A 23,577-nucleotide genomic window follows, 5' to 3' on the forward strand; every position below is an offset into this window, starting at 1 on the left:
TTTTATCAATGATTAAGTCAGTCGCAAATCAAGCATGTTTTTGATTGACAACTTCTTCTTTCTTTTTAAAAGAATCTTTTGACAAACAATCCATCTTTTTCTGTAGATGTCCCATCTGTGTCTGCATACGGCAGATTTCCTGTTCGATTGGGTCAGTGATATTTACCTGATCCAAATTAGTAGGCCGTACTCCGGAAATCCGCACAACCCGCGCGGGAACGCCTACCGCCGTAGCGTTTTCCGGGACTTCACTCAAAACAACAGCTCCGGCAGCAATTCTTGCGTTATCACCGATTTTCATCGGGCCAAGCACTTTTGCACCGGAACCTACCAGCACATTATTGCCCAAAGTCGGATGACGTTTGCCCTTATCTTTTCCAGTACCGCCCAGAGTAACACCCTGATAAAGCGTGCAATTATCTCCGATTTCTGTAGTTTCGCCGATCACAACTCCCATCCCATGGTCAATAAACAATCCTTTGCCAATTTTAGCACCTGGATGAATCTCGATTCCGGTTTTATGCCTGGCGCGCTGGGAAAGCCACCTTGCCAAAAACGGATGTCCATGTTCCAAAAGCCAGTGCGCTTTTCGATAAGAGCGGACTGCCTTAAAGCCCGAATACAAAAAGAAAACTTCCAAACGATTTCTGGCTGCCGGATCTCTATCCATAATTGAATCCAAATCTTCCTTTAATTGCCGAAACATTAGGAATTAAGCCTCCCATTCTAAAAAAACGCCTCCGTCGCACCAATCACTTGATGCAACGGAGGCGGCAAATTTTCGTCGCGGTTCCACTCCGATTTTTCTCTTTTGAGGAAACTAACGGTTCCCGGCCGTGCAGGGATTTCCCCCTGCCTGCTCCCAGATGCATTTCACGTTTTTTAAGCCAAAGAAGCTTTCAGCCGATGACTTCTTCTCTCTGATGCATAAAAGAAACGTTACTTCTTCTGTTCTCAGCATTTTGTGGATAATCTTATTATATGCAATTTGAAGGCAAAAGTAAACCCCTAACTTTTATTCCAAATACCACCGGCGCAATGCCTGCTGTTCTTCGCGAGAAATAAAAAGCGCTTGTTCCAGATAACTTTCAACTGTTCCATACCCCTTTTCGATAGAAGTCAGAACAACTTTTCCCCATTCTTTCTTAACCTGTAAAAGCATGCGAATCTGCTCTGCCAACTTTTCGGAGGCTCCGTTTTGGGTTGCATGCTGCACCGTTTGATCTGCACGATCCTTTACAAAAAAGTTTGTAAGAAGGTAATCCTGCAAAATCGTTTCGCGATCCACTCCCAGTACGCTTAAAAGCAAAATGGCACCAATCCCCGTACGATCTTTTCCTCCAGTACAATGCCACAAAAATGAGTCGCCCTGCTGCTGCAGCAAAATTTCAAAAAAGCGGTGATATCCTTTTTGGCAGACCTTATTTTCTACCATTTCACAATAAATGCCTCTCATCTGAGTCTCTACATCTCCCAGATTTTTGACCTCTTCCATCAATCCCTGAATGCCATTTTGGGGAGTTGCAAAAAATCTCTCAAAGCTTCCGATTTTATCATCCGATTTATTTTTTGTCTCAAGGTCAGATTCTACCGACGCTTCCGGCAAAATCGGCACATGGATCGACTGAAAACCGGGTTCATCCGGGTCTGGTGCATTTTTAACTTCCGGCGTACCACGCAAATCCACCGCCACAGAAACTCCATACGATTTAAAAAGACACTCTTTATCCTCTTCGGTTGCTGAAAAAAGTTTTCCCGTGCGCAAAAGCCGTCCAAATTTTACCGTATGTCCATCCATGGTCTGATACCCGCCTAAATCTCTCGCATTAAAAATCCCCTGAAGCTTTAATGCATGGCTAAAATCCGCTTTCGCCCCCGGATGCAAAATTTTGCATCGTTCTTTTCGCATATCCATTGCATCATCCCTTTCATTCTCTCTCAGCTTTCTCTGTCTTTAAAAAAGAAAGGCATTTCCGATTGTTCGGAAAGCCTCATTATTTTTTATTATTTTGTGTCGCTGACGATTTTCCAATTTTCTTTGAGATAAATTCCGCCGGACAGAAGTGTAAAGAAGCAACAGACTCCCACAAGAAGATTTCCGATCATGGTAAGGCCTGCAACGGTCCCTGCACTTAACTGCTGGAACTGTGCCACCGACTGAAAAACCAAGATTGCAAGAACTGCAATAATCTGGCTGACCGTCTTGAGCTTTCCCCATTTATTCGCGGCAATTACCTTTCCACATTCCATCGCAACCAGGCGCACACCAGTCACCATAAATTCACGAGCAATAATCAAAACCACAAACCAAACACTGCAAAGATCCAAGCGAACAAAACATACCAGTGCTGTTACGATCAACACTTTATCCGCCAAAGGGTCCATGAATTTTCCGAAAGTTGTAATTAAGCCCTGCTTTCTGGCAATCATACCGTCCAAATGATCGGTATAAGAAGCCACCATAAAAATCAGGCATGCCCAAAAATAGTGAAGTGGGATTTCCGGTATCATTAAAAAAACCACAAAAATCGGTACCATAGCCATTCTTGCCACTGTTAGCTTATTCGGAAGTGTCATTCATTTCCTCCTTCAGAGAGTACCCCGATTAAATCGCAGTCAACACAATCTGTCACTTTAACTTTTACAAAATTGCCGGGATTCGGACAGTTTTCACCTGGCACCTGAAACCATACTCTGCCGTCAATTTCCGGCGCATCTGACTGTGTCCTGCCAAAGAAAGCCTTTTCCTCTTGATCATATCCTTCACAAAGGACCAGGATCTGCTCTCCAATTTTACTTTCGCCCAATTCCTGCATACGATTCATTTGCGCTTCCATTAAGATTTCCTGCCGGCGCATCTTTTCGTCTTCTTCAATTTGCCCGGGAAGTGCCGCTGCTTCAGTCCCCTCTTCCTGGGAGTAAGCAAAACAACCCATCCGTTCAAACTGAATTTCTTTTGAAAAGCTGCAAAGTTCTTCAAAATCTTCTTCCATTTCGCCAGGAAAACCCACAATAAAGGTCGTACGAAGGGTAATATCCGGCACTTTTTCCCGTATCCTGAAAATCATCTTTGTGAGCTTTTCCCGATCTCCATAACGGTGCATGGCGCGCAGGACCGAGCCACTGCAATGCTGAAGCGGAAGGTCAAGATATTTAACAATCTTTTTCTCCTCCCGAATCGTATCGAGGAGTTCATCTGTGAGGTTGTCCGGATAGCAGTAAAGTACCCGCAGCCAGCGGAGCCCATCAATTTTACAGAGGCGGCGCATCAACTGAGGCAGAAGCAGCTTTCCTTCAAGATCGATCCCATAACGAGTTGTATCCTGTGCAATCAAAATGAGCTCTTTGACGCCGCTCTTCACCAATTCACGCGCTTCTTCTTCAATACTTTCCATCGGACGGCTGCGATATCTGCCGCGAATCATCGGAATCGCGCAGTAAGAACAACGATTATCACAGCCCTCTGCAATTTTCAGGTAAGCGTAGTAACCAGGCGTTGTCAGACGCCTAACCCCGCAAAGCGGCAGTTCTGTCTTTTCCGGAAAAAGAGAAGTCTTCTCTCCCAAAAGGGCTTTTCTGCAAACTGCATCAATTTGCCCGTCGGCGCCGATTCCGCAGACTGCATCACATTCCGGAAGTTCCTGCAAAATCTCTTTCTGATACCGCTCTGCAAGGCAGCCAGTCACAACGATTGCCCGTACCTTTCCGGTTTTCTTAGCCTGTGCCAGTTCCAGAATCTCGTTGATACTTTCCTGCTTTGCATCTTTGATAAAGCCACAGGTATTGACAACTGCAACATCACAGCAAGCCGCATTCTCTCGTATCTCCCAACCGGCTTTTGCAAGGGATGCCAGCATAATTTCCCCATCAATCCGGTTTTTATCACAGCCCAGATTCACCATTCCTATGGAATTCGCCATCGATTTCCTCCTCATTAACCGCCTCCCGCAGCGCCGTGCGGATTTCATCGGTCTCATATCCCATTCGCTGCAGCGCGGCATATGCTCTGCGGCGAATTTTCTCATCATCCAAATTTTGATATCGTTTTTGCAAAATTTTTGCAATCTGCTCATTAGGATCCGGCGTATTTTTTTCCAGAATCATTTCAATCAGTTCCTGACTGATTCCTTTTCGAGAAAGCTCAAGCATCACTCTTCGTCTGGCATATCCTTTGCGAAAAAGTTCTTTTGCATAGCGGATTCCAAAATCTTGGTCATCCAAAAGCCCCAGTTCTTCCATATGGTCGGCAGCTTTTTGGGCCGCATCCCGATCCACCGTTCTCGCAATCTTATCGGTCAATTCTTTTTTAGAATGACTGCGATGTTCCAAAAGGTAAAGTGCTTTTTCACTAGCTTGATGTTCTTTTCCCACTTCGATCAGCGCATACAGTTCTTCATCAGAAATTTCCTGTCCCAATCTCCAGCCGGATTTTAAAAGTGTTTCAGTATCAATGTTCAGTGCAAACTCCCCATCAAAAAACAGTGCGGTCTTTCGATGTCGACGCGGCTCCATCGCTGTCAGTTCCAATCGTACGAAACCTCTTTCCAATGAAAAAGTTTAAGCTCTTAGTCGGCTTCAATGTCAATATTGGTGGGCTTCCCATGAGAAGATTTCTTTTTCTCGTCGTCGGGCGTCTCATCCTTTTCAGCAGTGGGGGCAACTTCAACCGGACGCGCAGCTGATGCTCTTACCGGCACTGTTCGAGCATAAAGCTGATCTGCATGTTCCCGAATCTGCTTCTCAATATCTGCCGCGAATTCTGGATTATCGAGAAAATATTTTTTCACGTTATCGCGTCCCTGACCAAGGCGCTGTTCCTGATAAGAAAACCAGGAGCCGCTCTTATGGATAATATCCAGTTTTACAGCGAGGTCTACCAGTTCTCCCTCTTTAGAAATACCCTGTCCATACATAACATCGAATTCTGCTTGACGGAAAGGCGGTGCGATCTTATTCTTTACCACTTTTGCGCGAGTGCGGGAGCCAACCTGTTCCGTACCGTTTTTCAGTGTCTCAATCTTGCGAATATCGATTCGTACGGAAGAATAAAATTTCAGGGCACGACCGCCGGGAGTAACCTCTGGATTTCCGTAAACAACGCCAACTTTTTCACGCAGCTGGTTAATAAAAATTGCTACACAATTTGATTTGCTGATAGCACCTGCAAGCTTTCTCAAAGCCTGGCTCATCAAACGCGCCTGCAGTCCAACGTGGCTGTCTCCCATTTCGCCTTCAATTTCAGCTCGCGGCACCAATGCAGCCACAGAGTCTATGACGATTACGTCGATTGCGCCGGAACGCACTAATGCTTCTGTAATTTCCAGCGCCTGTTCGCCGGTGTCCGGCTGCGAAACCAAAAGGCTGTCGACATCGACTCCCAAAGCCGCCGCATAAATCGGATCAAGCGCATGTTCCACGTCAATAAATGCTGCATTGCCGCCAGCCTTTTGCCCTTCTGCAATACAATGCAATGCCAAAGTCGTCTTGCCAGAGCTTTCAGGTCCATAGATCTCCACGATTCTGCCGCGGGGAAGTCCGCCAATTCCCAATGCTAAATCCAGCGAAAGGGAACCGGTCGGAATTGCCTCTACGTGCATCGCTTCATTCTGGCCTAAACGCATGACAGCGCCTTTGCCAAACTGTTTTTCAATCTGTGCCAGCGCAGTTTGCAGCGCAGTATTTTTATCCGTTGCCATAATCATTCTCCTTTTCACAAGTCCACAATGGGAACTCTTCCTCATATTTATCTTTTCAAGTATACTTGAAAATTGATTAAAAATCAATATTTCGAACAAATATTCGTAACTTATTTACAAATCTGGGACAATTCCAAAAACGACTCTAGGAAGTTCATTAAAGTCCCGCAGAAGCTGCAGATTTTGAAGGCCGGATTCATGAAAAAGATTCAAAACAGCTTGTCCTTCCTGCTCGCCGATTTCAACAGCAACCACTCCATTGGGAGCCACCTGCGGCACCCAGATGCTGCATAACGCGCGATAAAAAAGCAACCCATCTTCTCCGCCGTCCAACGCCGTACGGGGCTCTTGCTGCACTTCGGACTGAAGATCTGCAATCTCCGCAGAACAAACATAAGGAGGATTACATAAAAGTCCGTTCAAACTTCCTACTCTTTCGGCATCTTCTTTTGAAAAAAGGTCCATTTGATAGGCTTCTACCTGATAGTTTGGGTAGCTTTTTATATTCTGCAGAAGATAAGAAAAAGCTTCGGAAAATTTTTCTCCGCAAAGGACCTTGAGATCCGAACGCAAAGAGGCAAGCCCCAATCCTACAGCACCAGTTCCGGCACAAAGATCCAGCACACGCCCATTTTGAGGAATCCGTTCTGCCGCAGCACGCACAAGTCCTTCGGTTTCCTCCCGAGGACAAAGAACGCCTTCTCCCACTTTCAGTTTGAGATCCAAGAACTCCCATTCCCCCAAAAGGTACTGCAGCGGCCGCCCGGCGGCACGAGACTGTGCCGCCGAAAGCAACGCTTTGACCCCACCGGGGTCTGCGGCCGCTTCGCCCGAAACCAGCAGCTGCTCCCTAGAAAGCCCCAGAAATTTTTCACAAAGGCAGGCAGCATCAAAAGCAGGGCTGTCTTTTCCTGCCTTTTCCAAAATTGACTTTGCTTTTCGATATGCTTCCCGGCTTGTCATCTTACTTCCACCATATCTTCACCGTTTCCCGGAATGACTGCTTTCATTGCCGTGATAGCGACTTCAATCATCGAGTCATCCGGTTCTTTCGTCGTAATGCGCTGCATCCAAAGGCCCGGCGCTGCGACGATTCTGGTAAAGAGATTATCATAAAATCCGCAGAGACGAATCAATTCAAAGCCAAGTCCCATCACAAGCGGAATACACAGCAATTTTACGAATGTCCGCAAAAATGGATTGGTAAACGGAATGAAGAAGCCGACTATAATGCCCACCAAAATCATCAGCACCATAAAGCTGGTACCGCAGCGCGGGTGAAACCTTTTTTGTTTTCTCACATTTTCTACGGTTAACGGCAATCCATGCTCATAGCAAAAAATAGTTTTATGTTCTGCTCCGTGGTAACGAAACATCCGATGAATATCACTCTGGTGACTGCATAAAATCAGATAAATTAAAAAGATCAAAATCCGAAAAATCCCTTCAAAGAGGCTCCTCCATGGAGCAATTCCTTCTCCTACCCCTTTTTGAAAGAGATTAAAGAGGACCGAGGGTAGAAGGATAAAAAGCACAATTGCCAAAACAAATCCTAAAACCATACCAATCGTCATGATCAAATTGCTCGTTTTCTCTCCGAAATGGGATTCGAGCCAACGATCAAATTTACTTTCTTCTTCCGTATCCGTCATACCGGATTTATCTGCGGCCATATTGAGCGCCTGAAAGCTCATAGACATGCTTTCAATAAAAGATGCAACTCCTCTTAAAATTGGCGCTTTTAAAATTGGATACTTTTCGCGCAGCGGCTGATAGTGCAGCTCTTCGCTGTCAATGATTCCATCAGGCGTACGCACCGAAACTTCAATTCTCTTGGGGCCGCGCATCAAGATTCCTTCGATCAAAGCTTCTCCGCCGATCGAAGTATAGCGTTTTGCTCTTTTATTCATCTAGGAAAGATTCCTTTCTTCTTCCACATGGCGTTCCAACTTCTGGAGCGTTGGAATCGTAATGGTTACGGCAGTTCCCTGCCCCTCTTGTGATTCGATCTCCAAACTGCCGGAATGCAGACGCATAATCTCATCCGCAAGGGCAAGCCCTATGCCGCTTCCGCGGACAGTTTGATTTGCTTTATAAAATTTCTTTTTAACATTCGGCAAATCTTTTTTTGGAATTCCGCAGCCATTATCGCTGATAATGACCTGAATAAATCCATCGGTTTCGGTGGCAGAAATGTTTACCGTTCCACCCTCCGACGTATATTTAAGTGCATTGTCGATTACATTGACAAACACCTGGCGCAGACGATTAATATCTCCCAAAACGGGACTAAGCATTTCCGGTTCTTCATACAGCAAAAATTTATGTTCATTTTTGGCACGTTCACTAAACATATAAACGGCTTCGCCAAGTTCTGCCAAAATATCAATTTTATCCATCACGAGAGTCATTCTGCCGGACTGCATTCTGGAAAAGTCAAGCAATTCCTCCACCATTCCGGAAAGGCGTTCCGATTCGTGAATGATAACGTCCATGCCTTTATTGAATGATTCTTGATCAAGACCACCGCTTTGCAGCGTCTCTGCCCATCCCTGAATGGCTGTCAAAGGTGTTCTCAATTCGTGAGAAACGGAAGAAATAAAATCATTTTTGAGCCGTTCCGAAGTTCCCAGTTCCTGCGCCATATCGTTGATGGTTTCACAAAGCTGTCCTAATTCATCTTCCTCATGAGGAGTAGTAATTCTGGCTTTAAAATCGCCTTGTGCAATTCTTTTCGCCGTAGCGCTGATTTCCCGAATCGGTTCCAAAATCGACTGCATAAAATAGGAACTGGAAATGACTACAAAGCAGATAATCACAAGTCCAATTAAGACCAGAACACAGATCATTAAAAAGACTTGTCGGTCCGCATTTTCCAAAGATACCACATAACGAATTGCGCCCACCGTATTCCCATCATCATTATGCATGACACGGGTAACCGCCAAAATCTTTTCTCCGCTGGAAAGTGAACCCGTCCAAGTACCATAACTGTTGGGATCATTCAGTGCCGAATCATAATCCGGCATTGGCTGTTTTTGATCCGGTGCAAATCCAACACTCGTAATAATAATCTTTCCGTTAGAATTGAGGACCATCAATTCCATATTCTCTTTTTCGGGAAAATTCTCTACATATTTACGTGCAGCTGTACTGAACTCTTCCGCAGAGCGTCTGCCATAATCAGCAAATACATTGGTCAATTCTCCGCTGCGTCCATCCAGCGTCGTTTGAATGCTGTTATAGATATAACTGCGCACTCCTACCGACAAGATAATAATAAACGCCACAAAGATCAATACAATGATGCCTAAGCTGTTCAGAATCCATCTGCGCGCAATTCCGTTTGCATTATTGCTGAAAGCGTTTTTCTTCTTCACTGAGCGCATCTCTTTCTCGAATCAAATCTTCAGGCTTCCCATTTATATCCTAAGCCCCAGACCGTTATAATATGTTTCGGATTACTCGGTTCATCTTCTACCTTCATACGAAGGCGCCGGATATTTACATCGACAATTTTTTCTTCTCCGTAATAGGCTTCTCCCCATACATGCTTCAAAATTTCAGAACGATCCAGTGCTTCCTGCGGATGGCTGAAAAAGAACTCCATAATCTGAAATTCCACCTGTGTCAGTTCAATCGGGCGCTGTCCTTTTAACAAAGTACGGCTGCGCAGGTTCAGTGCAAATTCTCCGGAATGCAGCTCTTCCTTAAAATTTTCTTCCGTCCGATTTTTTGCCAATGCCACCCTGCGATAAATTGCATCTACTCTAGCCACCAGCTCGCTGGGCGAAAATGGTTTCGTCACATAATCGTCTGCTCCCATCATTAATCCACTGACCTTATCCATCTCCTGTGTGCGCGCAGTAAGAAGAATAATACCAATCGTCCCATTCGATTTGCGCAGTTCTTTGCAGACGGAAAGCCCATCGTGATCTCCCGGCATCATAATATCCAGAACTGCGACATCAAAATTTCCATCGTTCTGCCGGTAAACTTCTAATGCCTGGTCTCCGTTTTCAGCTTCGCATACTTCGTATCCGGCGCGTTTGAGATTGATGACAACAAACTCGCGGATTGCCTGTTCATCTTCGGCTACCAAAATTCTTTTCATACTAATTCCTCCAATATCGTCTCTCCGTTTTCAACTGCCATTGTCCAAAAGCTTCATTCGTCCTAGAGCTTCTGAAACAGAAATCCGCAGAGATGACTGTGTTTGCGGACAAGTAACTGCCAATACCAGATCTCCATTTTTTTGGAATTGGGTATATCCCTGTGTTCCATTCTGATTGTCCCAATCCGCCTGTGAAAACGCCCGAATCGTTAAAAGTGCATCTCCCCGAGAATTTTCCTTCTGCCGATCCAGTTCATAAAAAGTGAGGCTTCTATCATAGGTTCTCTCTGTTGTTACGCTTTTACTCCATGAATCCGGCAGAGAAAAAGAATACCCATCACTCGAATTTCGAACCATCAGCTGCGCCTGTGTAAAAACCCCTTTGGAGCTATCATATTTCTGCCAGGAAATCAAATTGCCTACATCATCAGAGCTCTGCCCCACATAGGCCGGCAGCAAGCTGACAAACGGAACCTCCGGCAAACCATCCCCATCGACATCCTGACTGGAAACCGTAACACTGCGCAATGCCGAATTTTTCATCGTATTTGTCTCGTAAAGCGGAGCCATCAAACACTGGTTCTTTGCATCCCAGTAAAGGATCTCGGTGATCATATTATTACTCATGGTACCGTCCAAAATCACGCCTTTTTGTCCTGCACTGATATCTCCGGTAATCACATTCGTAATTGCAGAAACGCTGGAATCCAGCTTTATACTATCCATCATCTGCATTGCACCATCTTTTAATCGAAACAGAGAAGCAACAATCGGCTGATGCGGATTCATTGAAATGGTCATCAGTTCATCAATGCCATCCCCATCAAAATCCTGAACAATCAATTCATTATAAGTCTGGCTTAATTTTTCTTCTGTGATCTTTCCGCTTTTCCCAGAATAAACGGTTAAATTACTTAGGCCCGCCGTACTGTCCCCCCAGCCGACAATGGCTTCATCTATTCCATCGCCGTCCAAATCGCCAAAGCACACACGATCCACCTGAGAAGCTGCATTCTGAAACTTTCCGGCCAATTCCCATTTGCCGTCTTTCTCCGTCATAAAGAGCAGATTTGTTCCGGAAATAGCCTTACTTCCATCATTTGTATCGGAAGGAGTTTTATAAAATGCCATTGCTTCTTCACTGCTATCCCCAAAAATATTATGAAGCAAAATGGCAGATCGATAATCGCCTGCTCCGGGATATCTCAAGGTAACATTGGAGCCTGCCTCTTGCGTCAAAAGGTCATGAATCTGTGCCCGTTCTCCTGTTGGGCGCGGCGGTGTCATCAGATTTTGAGGGTCCAGCGCCGGAAAAGAACAGCCAGAAAGTAAAAAGCAAAGGGAAACGGCTAAAATAGCAATTCGTTTTTTCATACTCCGATCTCCCTTCATTCAAATTTGATCAATTTGGTCCTTAAAATTATACCATGGTTTTCGTGATATGAAAAGATACAAAACGCCGATAAAATTCAAAAAAGGGCCGGGCTAAATTGCCCGGTCCTTTTAAAACCAATTAGATTAAATATAATTTCCGGGATCCACTGCAGAACCGTTTTTATAAACGGTAAAATGCAGATGCGGTCCAGTACTGCTGCCGCTTGTTCCAAGGGTTCCGATTACCTGTCCCTGAGAAACAGTTTGTCCAACACTAACGGAAACAGACTGCATATGGCCATACAAAGTGGAAAGACCATTTCCGTGATCGATAATGACATAGTTTCCAAATCCGCCGCCATCTCTGCAACCATAGTATCCGTCTCCAAAGCCGGAGGAAACATAAGCCACCGTGCCGCTTGCCGCAGCTACAATACTGGTTCCGTAAACGCCGGAACCGGAAAGATCATAGCCGTTATGGAAAGCACCCCAGCGATATTCAAATCCGGTCGTAATCGTATAAGCGGAAGGTGCCGGCCAAATCAGGCCGCTGCTGGAAGAATTCCCCTGATTTCCGGAATTATTGTTGTTATTGTTGTTATTGTCATTATTGTTATTGTCAGAAGTATTATTAGAACCTTGATTGGAACCACCGGATCCGTTTTGGTATGTATTGTCGTTATTCGTCTGAGTTGTGGTTTGATGCTGTGCATAATAATTTGCCATCCAGCTATCAATGGCTGCCGAAGCTTCTGCCTCTTTCTGAGCTAACTGTGCATTTTGATCTTCCAAAGAAGAAGCGGAGGAATTAATCTGCTGAATCGCTTGCCCTGTTTCATTCGAAAGCTGCGTTAGTTCTTGCTGACGCTCATCCAAAGCCGTTTTGGCATTCGTTGCTTCCTGCTTGTCCGATTCGACGGTCTGCTTTGCAGTTTCAACCTCTGAAAGTTCTCCTTTTAGCCGGTCAATCAAATCCGTATCGTGCTTTGTAACCATCTGCAATGCTTCAATCTTATCCGAAAGGTCGTTAAGATTCTGAGAAGAAAGCAAAATTTCCATATTGCTGGCTTCTCCGGAAACATAAAGCGCATAAAGACGTTCCTTTAAAAGAGAAATATCTCCGCTGACTGACGCCTGCTTGTCTGAAATCTCAGCCTCTTTGTCTTTGATTTGCTTTTCCAATGCATCAATTTGAGAAATACTGGTAGAGATCTGGCCCTCTACGACGCGTTTCTGGTCAAGTAATGTCTGCTGATACGCTTCTTTCTGACTCTGATCCTCTTTTAAAGAGGCAATTTTCGAATCATTATCTGCTTTCTGGGCAGCATATGTTTGCTGCTGCTGACGCAAAGTATCCAGATCTGTTGTATCACCGGCATCCTCTGCAAAAGCTGTCAAGCAAGGGGTAAACGCCATAGCCGACGCAATTAGAAAGGCAATGATTGCCCGCATTGGGCGATGCTGATTCTGATTCATTGCAAAAAGGCCTCTCTTTCGTTTAAATTGATGGTTCTCGATTGGAATATTTTAGATAAAATTAATATCAAAATAAGTGCCTATATTTGTTTTACATAATACTATAATTTGCTGTTATTATTGTTCTCTTTAAGAATAATAATAATTTTTTTGTTACTTTTTGTGATTGTTTTGAAATCATTTCGACAAAATTTCGCTTTATTTGCAAAAGCGACAAAAAGTCCTTACGAATAATAGCAAAAGTACCAATTCACTTTTTTAAACGATTTCGTACTTTGCTTTTTTGTACTATTTTAAGAATCGACCTGCTCTTTCTTCCGAATATTTAAGAGCGCCGGCAGAATTGAAGAAAGTGATCCAAGAAGGATAAAAACAATTCCGATCATCATTGACAGAGGAATCTCTTCTCCGAGAATCGCCAATGCAAAAAGCGGCGCAATAATCGGTTTAAAGAAAAACACAAGCGAAGTTTCGTGGGCACTTGTCATTTCCATGGCTTTAAAATAGCAGGCAAAACCGATCCCGGTATTAACAATACAAATAAAAAGGAACAGAGGCAAAACAGACAAGGTGATCCCACTAAAGAATGGAATATTTGCAAAAAGCTTTCCCAATCCTGCCTGCTGCGCCGATTGAGCCACCGCCGGAATATGAGTAATCCCCATCATAAGGAACATTTCGGCGCTGCCGAGCAAAAAGCTCATGCAGGTAACCACCACTCCCCCGAAGCGGGCACAACTGCGCTTTCCGAAGACCCCATAAAATGCGAAGAGCAGGGTAGCTCCGAGACTCAAAGCAATTCCCAAAGGGCTTAATGTATTATGAAGCGGATCTATAATAACGACAATTCCAATGATATCAAGGATCAGTGCCAGCACATGATGTTTGCAAATTGGTTCACGCAACAAAAAGAAAGCTAAAATTGTTACAAAAATTGGATTGCTGCTGAAGAGTACTGCCACAACAGATGCTTTTGTCTCCTGTACCGCCATCTGATAAAGGTTCATAGAAAGGAACGTTCCTAAAAAGCCTAATCCGGCAAAGCACAAAATGTCTTTTCCTTGCAACGTGATATGATTTTGCCTAAGTATCCGCACAGCAAAGGGAATCAGCACCACCCCGCCGATAAAAAAGCGCAGTGCTGTAATCTGCAGTGGATGAAAAACTCCACCCGTCATTTTTAAAATGACTTCCATAGAACTGAAAATTAATGTCGTCAGTAAAATGTAAATATAACCCTTTTTCAACAAAAAACGCTTCTCTCTCCTTAATTTATATTTTATATTATAAAAGACTTTCCTTAAAAAAATCAAATCTTTTTTCTAATTTTTACCGTGTTTTTTTATAAAAACTTTTATTTTTGAAAAAATTTTTTTGATTTATGCAACTTTTCGGGTTTTCAGGTCGATAATTCTATAAAATTTCTTTTTTAAAAACAGTTTTTGAAAATTTTGAAAAAATTCTTGCGCCGCCTGTAGTCTGTCTGTTATAATAATTTTGTACTTCTCATTTAAACATCAGAAGAAAATTTTGTGCATATCTAAATAATATGCTTGGATTTTTATCTTCGGCAATCGGCACGAAGCAAATCCTAATGATAAAAGATACTTGAAAAGGAGTTATTTCTCATGCGGGAAAAAATGCGCCCCATTATCTCAAAGCTAAGTCATCTGCTCGAAATTGCTACATCCCTTATTATTATTGCAGCTGTTGCTATGGGAATTTTTCATATGGCTGTCTATGTATTTACAAACGGTGATGTAGACCAATCTAAATTTGAAACTTTCTTTGCAAACATTATGTCAATGGTTGTGGGGTTGGAATTTGTAAAAATGCTGGTCCGCCAAACCCCTGCTGCCGTTTTAGATGTTTTGCTATTTGCAGTCGCCCGGCAGATCATTATTTATCATCACAGCGCACTCGACAACTTGGTCGGTGTAATTGCGGTTGCAGGGCTTTTCGCCATTCGTAAATATCTTTTTGTTGTGACCTTTGGCATCTGCGAAAAAGATAAGCACAAGGCCGTTGAGGATTCTCAGATGCACGAGGAGCTCCATCCTTCCATCTCAATTGAAGACCCCAATCATCCCGTCTGAATATTCTATCTTCTAAAATGAAAAACAGAAAGCACTTTCATTTTTTAACGAAATGAAAGTGCTTTCTTATTTTGCATCCATTATTTTAATGGATATCTTTTAAGCAATATGAGGGAAAAGGTTCTGTAATTCTTTTGCACAACAGGCTGCATTGAGCCTCGGAAAAGCAGCTTGTGCTGTCTTTAAAAAATATGCGCGGTCATCATTTCCCTCTATTTTTAATGATCTGCAAAGCCATAAAGCTGCATCAGAAAGCACTTGACGCATTTCTTTTTCCGATAAAGACTGCAGATACAACTGTAATTGCTCCTGCTCTTGAGGTAAAAAGTCAAGCATATACGGCTCTTTTTTTAGAATAGAAAGTCCGAGTGCCTGTATCATAACCGGCTCTGTAAGATTGATAAGAAGTTCCTGATAATCCGGCTCAACAACCTGTAAAAGTTTTTCAATTTGCTCTGCATCAAAATGAAGCAAAAAGCGATTCTCAATCAGGAGGCAATGAAGATATTCGTTAAGATAACAAATTCCAGAAAGAGATTCTGAGACGGGGTTTATCAACTGATAGTCAATATAGCAAGGAATCTGATGTGCAAAGAAACGAACATCATATTGTTTCCAAAATGCACTGATCCCCTGCAGCGTATCAAAAAGGGAACGATTCGAAATTTTCGGTGCACTCATACAGGCCGTTTTCCAAAGCCTCTTCCCTCTTTGGACTTCCCATTCCGCCCGCTTTTTTCCACGCTCAAAAAGCTCCTCTGCATTGGTGTTTTTCATCTGCAACGGCTGCTCTTTTCCTTTTGGAGCAGCACCCAGATCGATCAGAAAACAAATGGACGCAAAAAGTTCTTCGACTGTTTCTTTTGGGAGAGAACTGCTTTCTCCCATCGTATAAAGGCGCACCTGCCTTTTCAGAATCTGCCAGATCGATGTTTGAAAAGGAAGACTTTCTTCTGAAAGCGCAAAATCAGATTCGTCAGAAAAAAATTCTGTTCCTGTAAACCGAAGTGTCCCTGTCATTCTTGAGGATCCCTCCCATCCATAGAATCAAATGAATCAAATCGAAGATTTCGACAAAGATCCTCCAAGGCTGTCTGCGAAAGATAAGAAAGAGAACCCTGTGCTTTTCCGTTATAGATTTCTTTCATCGCTTCGATCAATTCATCGTCAGAAATTTGTTCCATAGACTCTGTTTTAAAATAATAGAACAGATCCTGCAGCTCGATTAAAGTCTCCTCATAGGAGTTTGAAAACAGAAATGGAGAATCGCAAAACGCATAGGCAAGCTTTTTTAAAACTCCCTCGCCAAATTCAATCCGCCCGGTATTTTGAAGTGCTTTTATCCGATGCTCCTCCAAATTTTGAATTTGTTTTTCCGAAAGAGAAAGTCCGAATCTCTCCGTTATCTGATTGCAGTCCTGCATTAATCCGAGCAGTTCTTTTTTTTCATGCTTTTTGGGTACCATTATAAAATCCGATTTCATGTGTGATTCCCCCCTAATATTCTTCTTACACCCTCAGGAAGAAAAAAACAAGACTTGAAAAAAGGCCCAATTTGTGGTAATATAAAGACAGAAAAAAGATCCGTTTCGCATAAAAATATGTGAAACGGATCTTTTTAATATTTAAGATTAAGAATTCTGTTGCGCGGGAAAAAGTTTGGATTTTTTCAGGATTACGACCAAAAGCGGAATCAGTGTCAACTGCAAAAGGATTCCGGGTAATGCCGTAACAAAAGCGGAAGTAAGGAAAAGCTCAAAGGTATAGCCTTTTCCTGCAAGATTATAAAACAGCAAGCTGGAAATTCCCATTACAAATCTGCCGCCCAGCATGGCTGGGAAAAGAGTTGCATAGATTTTTCCCTGCGTCATCTGATAAAAAAGCCCAGAAAGAATTCCATAAGTTGCAAGCTCACAAATCATAGAAGCTCCCGTAGGAAACAAAGGGGGCATTCCGGTAATCATACTTGACAAAATCGGTGTTAAAATTCCGCACAAAAGGCCCCACGGCCATCCACAGAGAATTCCGCAAAGTAAAACCGGAATATGCATTGGGCACAGGATAATTCCTGCATTTGGAATTGGTAGAAAATGAAATGCCTGCGGCAAAATAACACCGCCAGCCAAACAGAGCGCAGAAATCGTTAACGGCACGGTTGCTCTTTTTTTCATAAAAATTCCTTTCTCCGTCTTTTTTAAAAAGAAAGTACCTGATATCCAGTTGTATCCAACACTAGACTGCATCCTTCCGCAATCCGGTAGTTGGAAAAATAACGTTCTTCCATCGGAATCCAATTTTCTTTATAAAGCTGTAAAATTTCCGGGTTACTGCGTTTCAGAATTCGCCGCTCCTGTTCCTCTTTGGAAACGGTCAAAAACAGTTCATCATCATAAAACACCCGCAGACTCGGATGCAGACTATAGGATCCCTCAATAATTGTCAAAGGCCCCGGGCAAGCTGTTTTAGGCTCTCCAAATGTATTCTCTTTGCAATGATAGGGGCGATAAACCGCAGGCTTTCCGGTTCTTAGCGGGCGCAGTACCTCCTGCAAAAAGCGCTCCCAATCAACATTTCCTCCCGGTATCTGCAGACGTTCTTTTGTTCTGTAATTTTTCGGCAGATAAAAATCATCCATATGAATCACTGGACACCCATATTGTTGGTGCAAATATTCCGCCAAAGTTGTCTTTCCACTTCCACAGCGCCCATCAATTGCAAGCAGAGCACAGCCATCTCTTCGCAGTCTTTCACAAAGTTTCCGTACTTCTTCCAGTGCTTTTTCTTCTTCGCGCAAAATATTCTCTCCTTTTATCTTATCTTGGACCAAAAATTCGGTTTAATTATACATGTATCTGTTCCAAAAAGAAACCGTCAAAAAGACACAAGTGTACCCCCCAATTGAATTCAATTTTATAAAATCCGTCCGATTTTCTATAAATGGGGCTTCAAATGGGCTCTCACTTTATTAAATGAACACTTGTCAGTATCTTTTGGAGAAGGCATAGATTTCTTTTTCCTCTCATAAATTTTTTAGAAAGCGTTTTATTGGGAGGGAATCTCATGATTCGGAATTTTAAAAAAAAGAAAATTCTCTTAGTAGGGGTTTTTATTTTGACTTTTCTGCTCTGTTTCGGAATTTTTGATCTGTGCAATAGAGCTGTCCAAAATACAGCCACCACACCGGAGCCCAAAAAAGATTTTATTCACTATGTAGAGTTTAATGTCAACTTTGAATCTCTGGATCGCGCACTTTCTCTCGATATAAAAGGAAATAAAGAAAATAAACCGGTTAACTGGGTAGACCTTTTAAGTTTAGAAGCCGCCCGCACCGGTGGAAAATTTTCAAGCTCTTCTCCAAAGCACTTGGAAGAAGACGCAGAAAAACTGCAAAATGGATCCTCTATTTCCGAGCTCTCCGAAGGACTCTCTTACTATCCTTATTATCGAAAAGCATATGGTGCCGTCCTAGATGGACTAGTCGGAAATTTTGAAGAAGAAGTCCCGGATGAATCCGCTCCAAACGGAAAGCGTTGGGAACAAAAATACGGTCTTTCTGCCTATTCTCCTATTGCAAAAGGATTTCCATATTCTGAATTTGATGATTTCGGAGTAAGCCGCACTTATGGCTATCGCCGACAACATCTTGGACATGATATGATGGGACAAATCGGCACTCCTATTATCGCCGTGGAAAGTGGAACAGTCGAAGCCCTCGGGTGGAATCAATATGGAGGATGGCGCATTGGAATCCGGAGTCTTGACAACCAACGCTATTATTATTACGCACATTTACGGCAGAATTATCCTTATCAATCCGATTTAAAAGTCGGTTGTTCTGTTAAAGCTGGAGATGTAATCGGCTATCTTGGCCATACCGGATACAGCACCAAAGAAAACGTCAACAATATCACAGAGCCTCACCTTCATTTTGGATTAGAGCTGGTTTTTGACGAATCTCAAAAAGAAAGCGACAATGAAATCTGGGTGGATGTTTACCCTCTTTGCCGGCTGCTCTCACGTCACCAGTCCCTGGTTGCAAAGGTTCCCAGCACGAAAGAGTATCAGCGCGTTTATGATTGCCAAAGTGCTGAGAATCCGTAATCCGATTTTTCGCGGAGACTTTCGCTTTTATGAGTCGATCACACAGTCATTCCAGCATAAACGAGTATCAGATCGGGCTGCAAAACAGATTGCGGTAGCAAAGCATAAAATTTAGTAGATTTTTTTGAGCCATCGGGTTTCTCCCTTTAAAAATGATTTGTTTACAAAATTCATTTTATGGGATTTCCTGGTGGCTTTTTTATTTACTTACAAATCACAAGTTTTCTTATACTTTTTTGTTGTTAAATTAACTTAAAACAGGTTAATTTATTGTGTAAATTGCCGTATAATAAATAAGACCACTGGTAAAGTTGTTCTATTACCTAATTAAAATGACATATTTGGCCCCACAGGAGGTGATGAAATTCACACAACGCTTCGCGCGGTGATTGCCGCTATTGATTTCCAATTTCGCCGGTTCGCTACCTAAAAGTGAAGCGTTTTCTGATTGGGTATTCGCAAAATTCATCATTAAGTACTAGGAGTTTTTAGAGCAACTTATATTTTTGTGTAAGAAGCGAGATAATAAAATGAAAATGATATGGAGGAAACAAAAATATGAGTTTTTTAACCGCACTTTTAAACAATACCGTTTTTATGGTCTTCCTTGCATTGGCGTTGGGGTATATATTTGGACGAATATCTTTTGGCGGACTTAAATTTGGAACATCCGGTGTCTTGATTGTGGCCCTTATTCTGGGCAGCTTCGGGATGAAAATTCCTGATGTACTGGGTTCCATAGGACTTGTTATGTTCTTGGGGTGTGTGGGACTTTCAGCCGGCCCCTCTTTTGTAACAAACATAAAAGCTAACTTTTGGGGATTTATAGCAACCACTCTTGCTATTCTTTTATCTGCCGGAGTCACAATCGCCATGGCGGTAAAAATGTTCAATCTTCCCATGGATTTAGCACTTGGCGTTATGGCAGGCGCACTTACCTGCACCGCTTCTCTGACTGCTACACTAGAAATTGTAGGCTCTCAATCGGCAGCAGGTGTAGGCTATGCACTTGCGTATGTATTCGGTATTGTCAGCATTGTATTATTTGTACAGATTGTTCCAAAGCTTTTCAAAGCAAACGTTGAGGAAGAAAATGCCAAAATTCCAAACCCACCTGTGTCTAAACGTTTGGCAGGACTTAAAAATGCAAAACTGATTACAGTAGATGCCCCGGGCGTTTTTGTCGTATGCATGACAATTGCTTTCGGTGTGATACTTGGAGCGATTGCAATTCCTGTAGGCGGTGGCGTAAATTTTTCATTGGGTAACGGCGGCGGCGCAATCATCGCAGGCATCGTCGTATCTGCCATAGGAAAAATCGGCAAAATCAATTTTCAGGCTCCAAAAACCACATTGGTCCCTATGCGCGACTTTGGAATTTCTCTCTTCCTTTTGGCGAATGGTGCAAGCGCCGGCCCGAAATTTGTATCCACCTTGTCTCAATATGGTATAACACTATTTTTGGTAGGCGTATTGATGAGTGTCGTTGCCATACTGGCCGCATTTTTCGTATCTAGATATCTATTCAAAATGCCTCTCTTTGCTTCCCTTGGAGCAACCACAGGTGCTATGACTTCAGCACCAGCGCTCAATGCGCTTATGTTGGTTTCTGGGGATGACAAAGTAGCTGCTTTCTACGCGGCATGCCAGCCGATTGCTACCGTAGGCCTGGTCATATTACCGCGAGTTATGGTCGGATTACTGCATTAACCTTAATATAAGCTAAAACAAAATTTTAATTTCTACTTTCCTACAAAAATCAAAAACGCTGTGACTTATAGGTCACAGCGTTTTTGATTTAAGGAGCATCTGTTTTATCTATCATTATAGAATGAAAGTTTATATTCGCCCATGTAAAATCAACTCTTTGCATAAAGGGGAACCAGAACCTCGTATTGTTATTCTTAACTTTTCTGCTTGATATGTATTTCATATCCGTTCAGGTGCTATCAAAATAGGTTATCCAATCCATTTCTTAAAGCCTATCATTACAGATTTGGATGTTTTTGCAGCACACTGAAAAAGCGCATAAGGTTATCCATTGTAAGTGCCAGGTCTTCCTTACAACGCTGTTTTGCTTCTGAAAAGGGAACCGCTACACGATTGATACTGAAGACAGCACTGACCCCTTCTCCGTAAACATTTTCAATCTGATCGCCAATATCGCCGACAATGGCAATCAGCGGGACCCCCTGCTTTTGGGTGCGGCGAGCTACTCCGACGACGACTTTTCCTCTGAGAGATTGAGAGTCCAATTTTCCTTCTCCGCTAAACACAAGGTCTGCGCCGCGGATCTTATCATCGAAACCGACAATATCCAGTACAGTCTCGATTCCCGCCTGCAGACGGCTGCCGAAAAACGCGGCCATGCCGCCGCCCATGCCGCCTGCCGCTCCCGAACCTGGAAGAAGGCGGATGTCTTTCCCAAGATCGCGTCGAATAATTTCGGCCAAATGACTGAGATTTCGGTCCAGCAGACAAACTTCCTCTTCAGAAGCCCCTTTTTGAGGTCCGAAGACGGCTGCAGCTCCGCGGGGACCGCAGAGCGGGTTGTCAATGTCACACATTGTGATGAGGTCAACGCCATTGAGGGCGACATTTAATCTGCTCGCGTTGATAGAGGTAACCTTTCCAAGCGTTTCCCCAACAGGAACAAACTCGTGTCCGCCTTCGTTGAGAAAGCGGATTCCCAACGCAACGGCAGCTCCTGTGCCTCCGTCATTCGTTGCGCTGCCGCCTAAACCGACAATGATTTTGCGGCAGCCGGATTTTGCGGCATGCGCAATCAACTGCCCCACACCGAAGGTAGTCGTTTTGCCCGCAGAACGGTTTTCACCGACCAACGGCAACCCTGCGGCCGCCGCCATTTCTATCACGGCTGTTCCATCAGGGAGCACTCCATAGAAAGCTGGGATATCTTCAAAATATGGCCCTTTTACGACAAGGGGAACCTTCCGTCCACCAGCAGCGGAAAGAAAGGCATCTACGCTGCCCTCACCACCGTCGGCTACGGGGATACTGAGTACCTCGGCGTCGGGAAAATAATTCAGTATTACTTTCTTCATAATGTTGCAGATTTCAGACGAAGACATCGTCCCTTTAAAAGAATCCGGTATCAGTATGATCTTTTTCATTAAGCGGATTTCCCCCATTCGTGCAATTATTCCCGACAGGAGCATTTTCTTAATATCAGTGTAGAATCAGAGAGAGGACAAATACACCAACCATAGATGCGAGGCCCTCTATCAGCGTGTTCATCGTCTGCGTCTTATATCCCTGTTCCGGTGTCATAGAACCAAAATTCGTGACAACCCAGAAGTAAGAATCGTTTGCGTGCGATACGGTCATAGCACCTGCACCGATTGCCATCACTGTCAGCGCGGTGGAAACAGGGGACTGTAACCCGAGTATGGCCATCAGCGGAGCCATAATGCCGGCCGTGGTAGTAATGGCGACCGTCGAGGAGCCTTGTGCGGTTTTCAAAATCGCTGCGAGCAGGAACGGGAAGAAAATCCCGACGCTCTGAAGCAGCGGAGCATTAGACGTGATATACTGCACCATCCCGGAAACAGCTATCACTTTTCCGAGAACGCCACCCGCTGCGGTAATGAAAAGAATAGGGCCAACCGTTTTCAAAGTCTTATCGGTGACGTCATAAAAATGATCTATTTTATGCATATCCAAGAGAAGCCATACTCCGAACAGGGTACCAACAGCAAGTGCAATAATCGGCGTCCCAAGGAAATTACACAGCTGTGCACCAAAACCAGACCACTTCGCCATAGAAGCGATGGAGCCAAGAGCCATCAGAAGGATTGGAACAACGATTGGGCTGAGCGAAAGTGCTCCATTTGGCAGCCGACCGTATTCCTTCAGAATTTCATCATATGTTTTGACGATTTCTCCGTCAGCCGGTTCCATATCCGCTTCATCCGCAGCTCGGACTTTTTTGCTGATGTAACTTGCATAAAGATATGTAGCGATCAGCGCCGGAATGGAAACAAGCGCACCCATTCCCATAACCAAGAGCAGGTTGTCGCCGATGCCAAGCGAATTTGCCGCTGCAATCGGGCCAGGTGTTGGAGGGATAAATACATGGGAAGCATAAAGACCGCCCGCCAAGCAAACCGTCATGGAAACGCTGCTTTTGCGGGTACGCTGCACCAGAGCCCTGCGGATTGGATTCAGGATAACGAATCCGCTGTCGCAGAAGACCGGGATAGAAACGACCCACCCCATGATCAGCATAGCCACATCCGGGTGATCTGGTCCGACCACATGGATTACCATGTCAGCGAGCTTAAAAGCAGCTCCCGTCTCTTCCAAAATTGTTCCGACCAACGCGCCGAGAATAATAACAATGCCGATGCTGGTGAAGGTACCGCTGAAACCGGCCCCGATTACATTGGCAAGTCCCATCACGGTGGTTCCATCCGGCTTTTTCGTATCGACCAGAGGAATCCCCGCGACCAGGCCCAACAACAGAGAAATGACCATAATCGCCAAGAACGGATGGACTTTCAGCTTAGAGATTGCCAGAATCATGGCAATGACTGCGATAATGAATGCAACGATTAACCCCAACCCAGACATTTTTTCGACCCCCTCTAAAAATTTAAGCAGAATAACTATGTATAAAAATAAGCATGTATTCGCTTAATTTATATTATATTAGTACAAAATTATTCCACCCGTCAATGTTATGAAAGACATATTTTCT

Annotated in this window: 22 protein-coding genes and 1 other annotated feature; of the genes, 3 read left to right on the forward strand and 19 right to left on the reverse strand. The window is 43.7% G+C overall.

The window, feature by feature from the left end:
* Window positions 1-28 precede the first annotated feature (28 nt).
* From epsC to ACVS9P_RS07845, 13 genes are all read right to left on the reverse strand, one after another.
* Window positions 29-706: a serine O-acetyltransferase EpsC gene (gene epsC, locus ACVS9P_RS07785; RefSeq protein WP_452103014.1), complete on the reverse strand. Its 678-nt coding sequence runs from the start codon at window positions 704-706 to the stop codon at window positions 29-31.
* A gap of 57 nt (window positions 707-763) precedes the next feature.
* Window positions 764-965: a binding site (T-box leader), on the reverse strand.
* Window positions 966-1,015: 50 nt separating this feature from the next.
* A complete protein-coding gene (locus ACVS9P_RS07790) occupies window positions 1,016-1,915 on the reverse strand; it encodes a tyrosine-protein phosphatase (RefSeq protein ID WP_452103015.1) in 900 nt (299 codons plus the stop codon).
* Between the two features lie 89 nt (window positions 1,916-2,004).
* Window positions 2,005-2,577 carry a CDP-diacylglycerol--glycerol-3-phosphate 3-phosphatidyltransferase gene (gene pgsA, locus ACVS9P_RS07795; RefSeq protein ID WP_452103016.1) on the reverse strand — a complete coding sequence of 191 codons (573 nt, stop codon included), beginning with the start codon at window positions 2,575-2,577 and terminating at the stop codon, window positions 2,005-2,007.
* Window positions 2,574-3,920 (reverse strand): 30S ribosomal protein S12 methylthiotransferase RimO, encoded by a 1,347-nt coding sequence (rimO, locus tag ACVS9P_RS07800; protein ID WP_452103017.1) that lies wholly within the window; start codon window positions 3,918-3,920, stop codon window positions 2,574-2,576. The genes pgsA and rimO overlap by 4 nt, the downstream gene beginning before the upstream one ends.
* On the reverse strand, window positions 3,883-4,527 hold the full coding sequence (locus ACVS9P_RS07805) for a regulatory protein RecX (RefSeq protein WP_452103018.1): 645 nt from the start codon (window positions 4,525-4,527) through the stop codon (window positions 3,883-3,885). The genes rimO and ACVS9P_RS07805 overlap by 38 nt, the downstream gene beginning before the upstream one ends.
* Window positions 4,528-4,565: 38 nt before the next feature.
* A complete protein-coding gene (gene recA, locus ACVS9P_RS07810; RefSeq protein WP_452103019.1) occupies window positions 4,566-5,696 on the reverse strand; it encodes a recombinase RecA in 1,131 nt (376 codons plus the stop codon).
* A 114-nt stretch (window positions 5,697-5,810) separates the two neighbouring features.
* Window positions 5,811-6,659 carry a peptide chain release factor N(5)-glutamine methyltransferase gene (gene prmC / locus ACVS9P_RS07815; RefSeq protein ID WP_452103020.1) on the reverse strand — a complete coding sequence of 283 codons (849 nt, stop codon included), beginning with the start codon at window positions 6,657-6,659 and terminating at the stop codon, window positions 5,811-5,813.
* The gene (locus ACVS9P_RS07820; RefSeq protein WP_452103021.1) at window positions 6,656-7,606 is read right to left on the reverse strand and encodes a DUF1385 domain-containing protein; all 951 of its coding nucleotides are present in this window, start codon (window positions 7,604-7,606) and stop codon (window positions 6,656-6,658) included. Before ACVS9P_RS07820 ends, prmC begins: the two co-directional genes overlap by 4 nt.
* On the reverse strand, window positions 7,607-9,076 hold the full coding sequence (locus ACVS9P_RS07825) for an ATP-binding protein (RefSeq protein WP_452103022.1): 1,470 nt from the start codon (window positions 9,074-9,076) through the stop codon (window positions 7,607-7,609).
* A 29-nt stretch (window positions 9,077-9,105) separates the two neighbouring features.
* The gene (locus ACVS9P_RS07830; protein WP_452103023.1) at window positions 9,106-9,810 is read right to left on the reverse strand and encodes a response regulator transcription factor; all 705 of its coding nucleotides are present in this window, start codon (window positions 9,808-9,810) and stop codon (window positions 9,106-9,108) included.
* Between the two features lie 30 nt (window positions 9,811-9,840).
* Window positions 9,841-11,184 carry a hypothetical protein gene (locus ACVS9P_RS07835; RefSeq protein ID WP_452103024.1) on the reverse strand — a complete coding sequence of 448 codons (1,344 nt, stop codon included), beginning with the start codon at window positions 11,182-11,184 and terminating at the stop codon, window positions 9,841-9,843.
* A 144-nt stretch (window positions 11,185-11,328) separates the two neighbouring features.
* Window positions 11,329-12,660 (reverse strand): murein hydrolase activator EnvC family protein, encoded by a 1,332-nt coding sequence (locus tag ACVS9P_RS07840; RefSeq protein WP_452103025.1) that lies wholly within the window; start codon window positions 12,658-12,660, stop codon window positions 11,329-11,331.
* 293 nt (window positions 12,661-12,953) lie between these two features.
* A complete protein-coding gene (locus tag ACVS9P_RS07845; protein WP_452103026.1) occupies window positions 12,954-13,910 on the reverse strand; it encodes a DMT family transporter in 957 nt (318 codons plus the stop codon).
* 378 nt (window positions 13,911-14,288) lie between these two features.
* Here ACVS9P_RS07845 and ACVS9P_RS07850 point away from each other — a divergent pair, with 378 nt between their 5' ends.
* Complete coding sequence (locus ACVS9P_RS07850; RefSeq protein ID WP_452103027.1) at window positions 14,289-14,756, forward strand: phosphate-starvation-inducible PsiE family protein; 468 nt, start codon at window positions 14,289-14,291, stop codon at window positions 14,754-14,756.
* A gap of 99 nt (window positions 14,757-14,855) precedes the next feature.
* On the opposite strand, the gene ACVS9P_RS07855 is transcribed toward ACVS9P_RS07850, so the two are convergent.
* The 4 genes from ACVS9P_RS07855 to ACVS9P_RS07870 all read right to left on the reverse strand — a co-directional run bounded on the left by ACVS9P_RS07855 (window position 14,856) and on the right by ACVS9P_RS07870 (window position 17,550).
* Window positions 14,856-15,776, reverse strand: coding sequence for a DUF6179 domain-containing protein (locus tag ACVS9P_RS07855; RefSeq protein WP_452103028.1), 921 nt, complete (start codon window positions 15,774-15,776; stop codon window positions 14,856-14,858).
* A complete protein-coding gene (locus tag ACVS9P_RS07860) occupies window positions 15,773-16,240 on the reverse strand; it encodes a DUF6323 family protein (RefSeq protein ID WP_452103029.1) in 468 nt (155 codons plus the stop codon). Before ACVS9P_RS07860 ends, ACVS9P_RS07855 begins: the two co-directional genes overlap by 4 nt.
* A 147-nt stretch (window positions 16,241-16,387) precedes the next feature.
* On the reverse strand, window positions 16,388-16,927 hold the full coding sequence (locus ACVS9P_RS07865; RefSeq protein WP_452103030.1) for an ECF transporter S component: 540 nt from the start codon (window positions 16,925-16,927) through the stop codon (window positions 16,388-16,390).
* Window positions 16,928-16,950: 23 nt separating this feature from the next.
* Window positions 16,951-17,550 carry a uridine kinase family protein gene (locus ACVS9P_RS07870; RefSeq protein ID WP_452103031.1) on the reverse strand — a complete coding sequence of 200 codons (600 nt, stop codon included), beginning with the start codon at window positions 17,548-17,550 and terminating at the stop codon, window positions 16,951-16,953.
* Window positions 17,551-17,816: 266 nt separating this feature from the next.
* Between ACVS9P_RS07870 and ACVS9P_RS07875 the strand changes: the two genes are divergently transcribed.
* Both ACVS9P_RS07875 and ACVS9P_RS07880 read left to right on the forward strand, forming a co-directional pair.
* The gene (locus tag ACVS9P_RS07875) at window positions 17,817-18,857 is read left to right on the forward strand and encodes a M23 family metallopeptidase (protein ID WP_452103032.1); all 1,041 of its coding nucleotides are present in this window, start codon (window positions 17,817-17,819) and stop codon (window positions 18,855-18,857) included.
* Window positions 18,858-19,415: 558 nt separating this feature from the next.
* Entirely contained in the window at window positions 19,416-20,567 is a 1,152-nt protein-coding gene (locus ACVS9P_RS07880; RefSeq protein ID WP_452103033.1) for an aspartate-alanine antiporter-like transporter, read from the forward strand.
* A 278-nt stretch (window positions 20,568-20,845) separates the two neighbouring features.
* Here ACVS9P_RS07880 and ACVS9P_RS07885 read toward each other — a convergent pair whose 3' ends face one another.
* Entirely contained in the window at window positions 20,846-21,991 is a 1,146-nt protein-coding gene (locus tag ACVS9P_RS07885; RefSeq protein WP_452103034.1) for a glycerate kinase, read from the reverse strand.
* 55 nt (window positions 21,992-22,046) lie between these two features.
* Window positions 22,047-23,450, reverse strand: coding sequence for a GntP family permease (locus ACVS9P_RS07890; RefSeq protein WP_452103035.1), 1,404 nt, complete (start codon window positions 23,448-23,450; stop codon window positions 22,047-22,049).
* Between the last annotated feature and the right edge of the window lie 127 nt (window positions 23,451-23,577).

Source organism: Caproicibacterium sp. NSD3, from assembly GCF_053613275.1.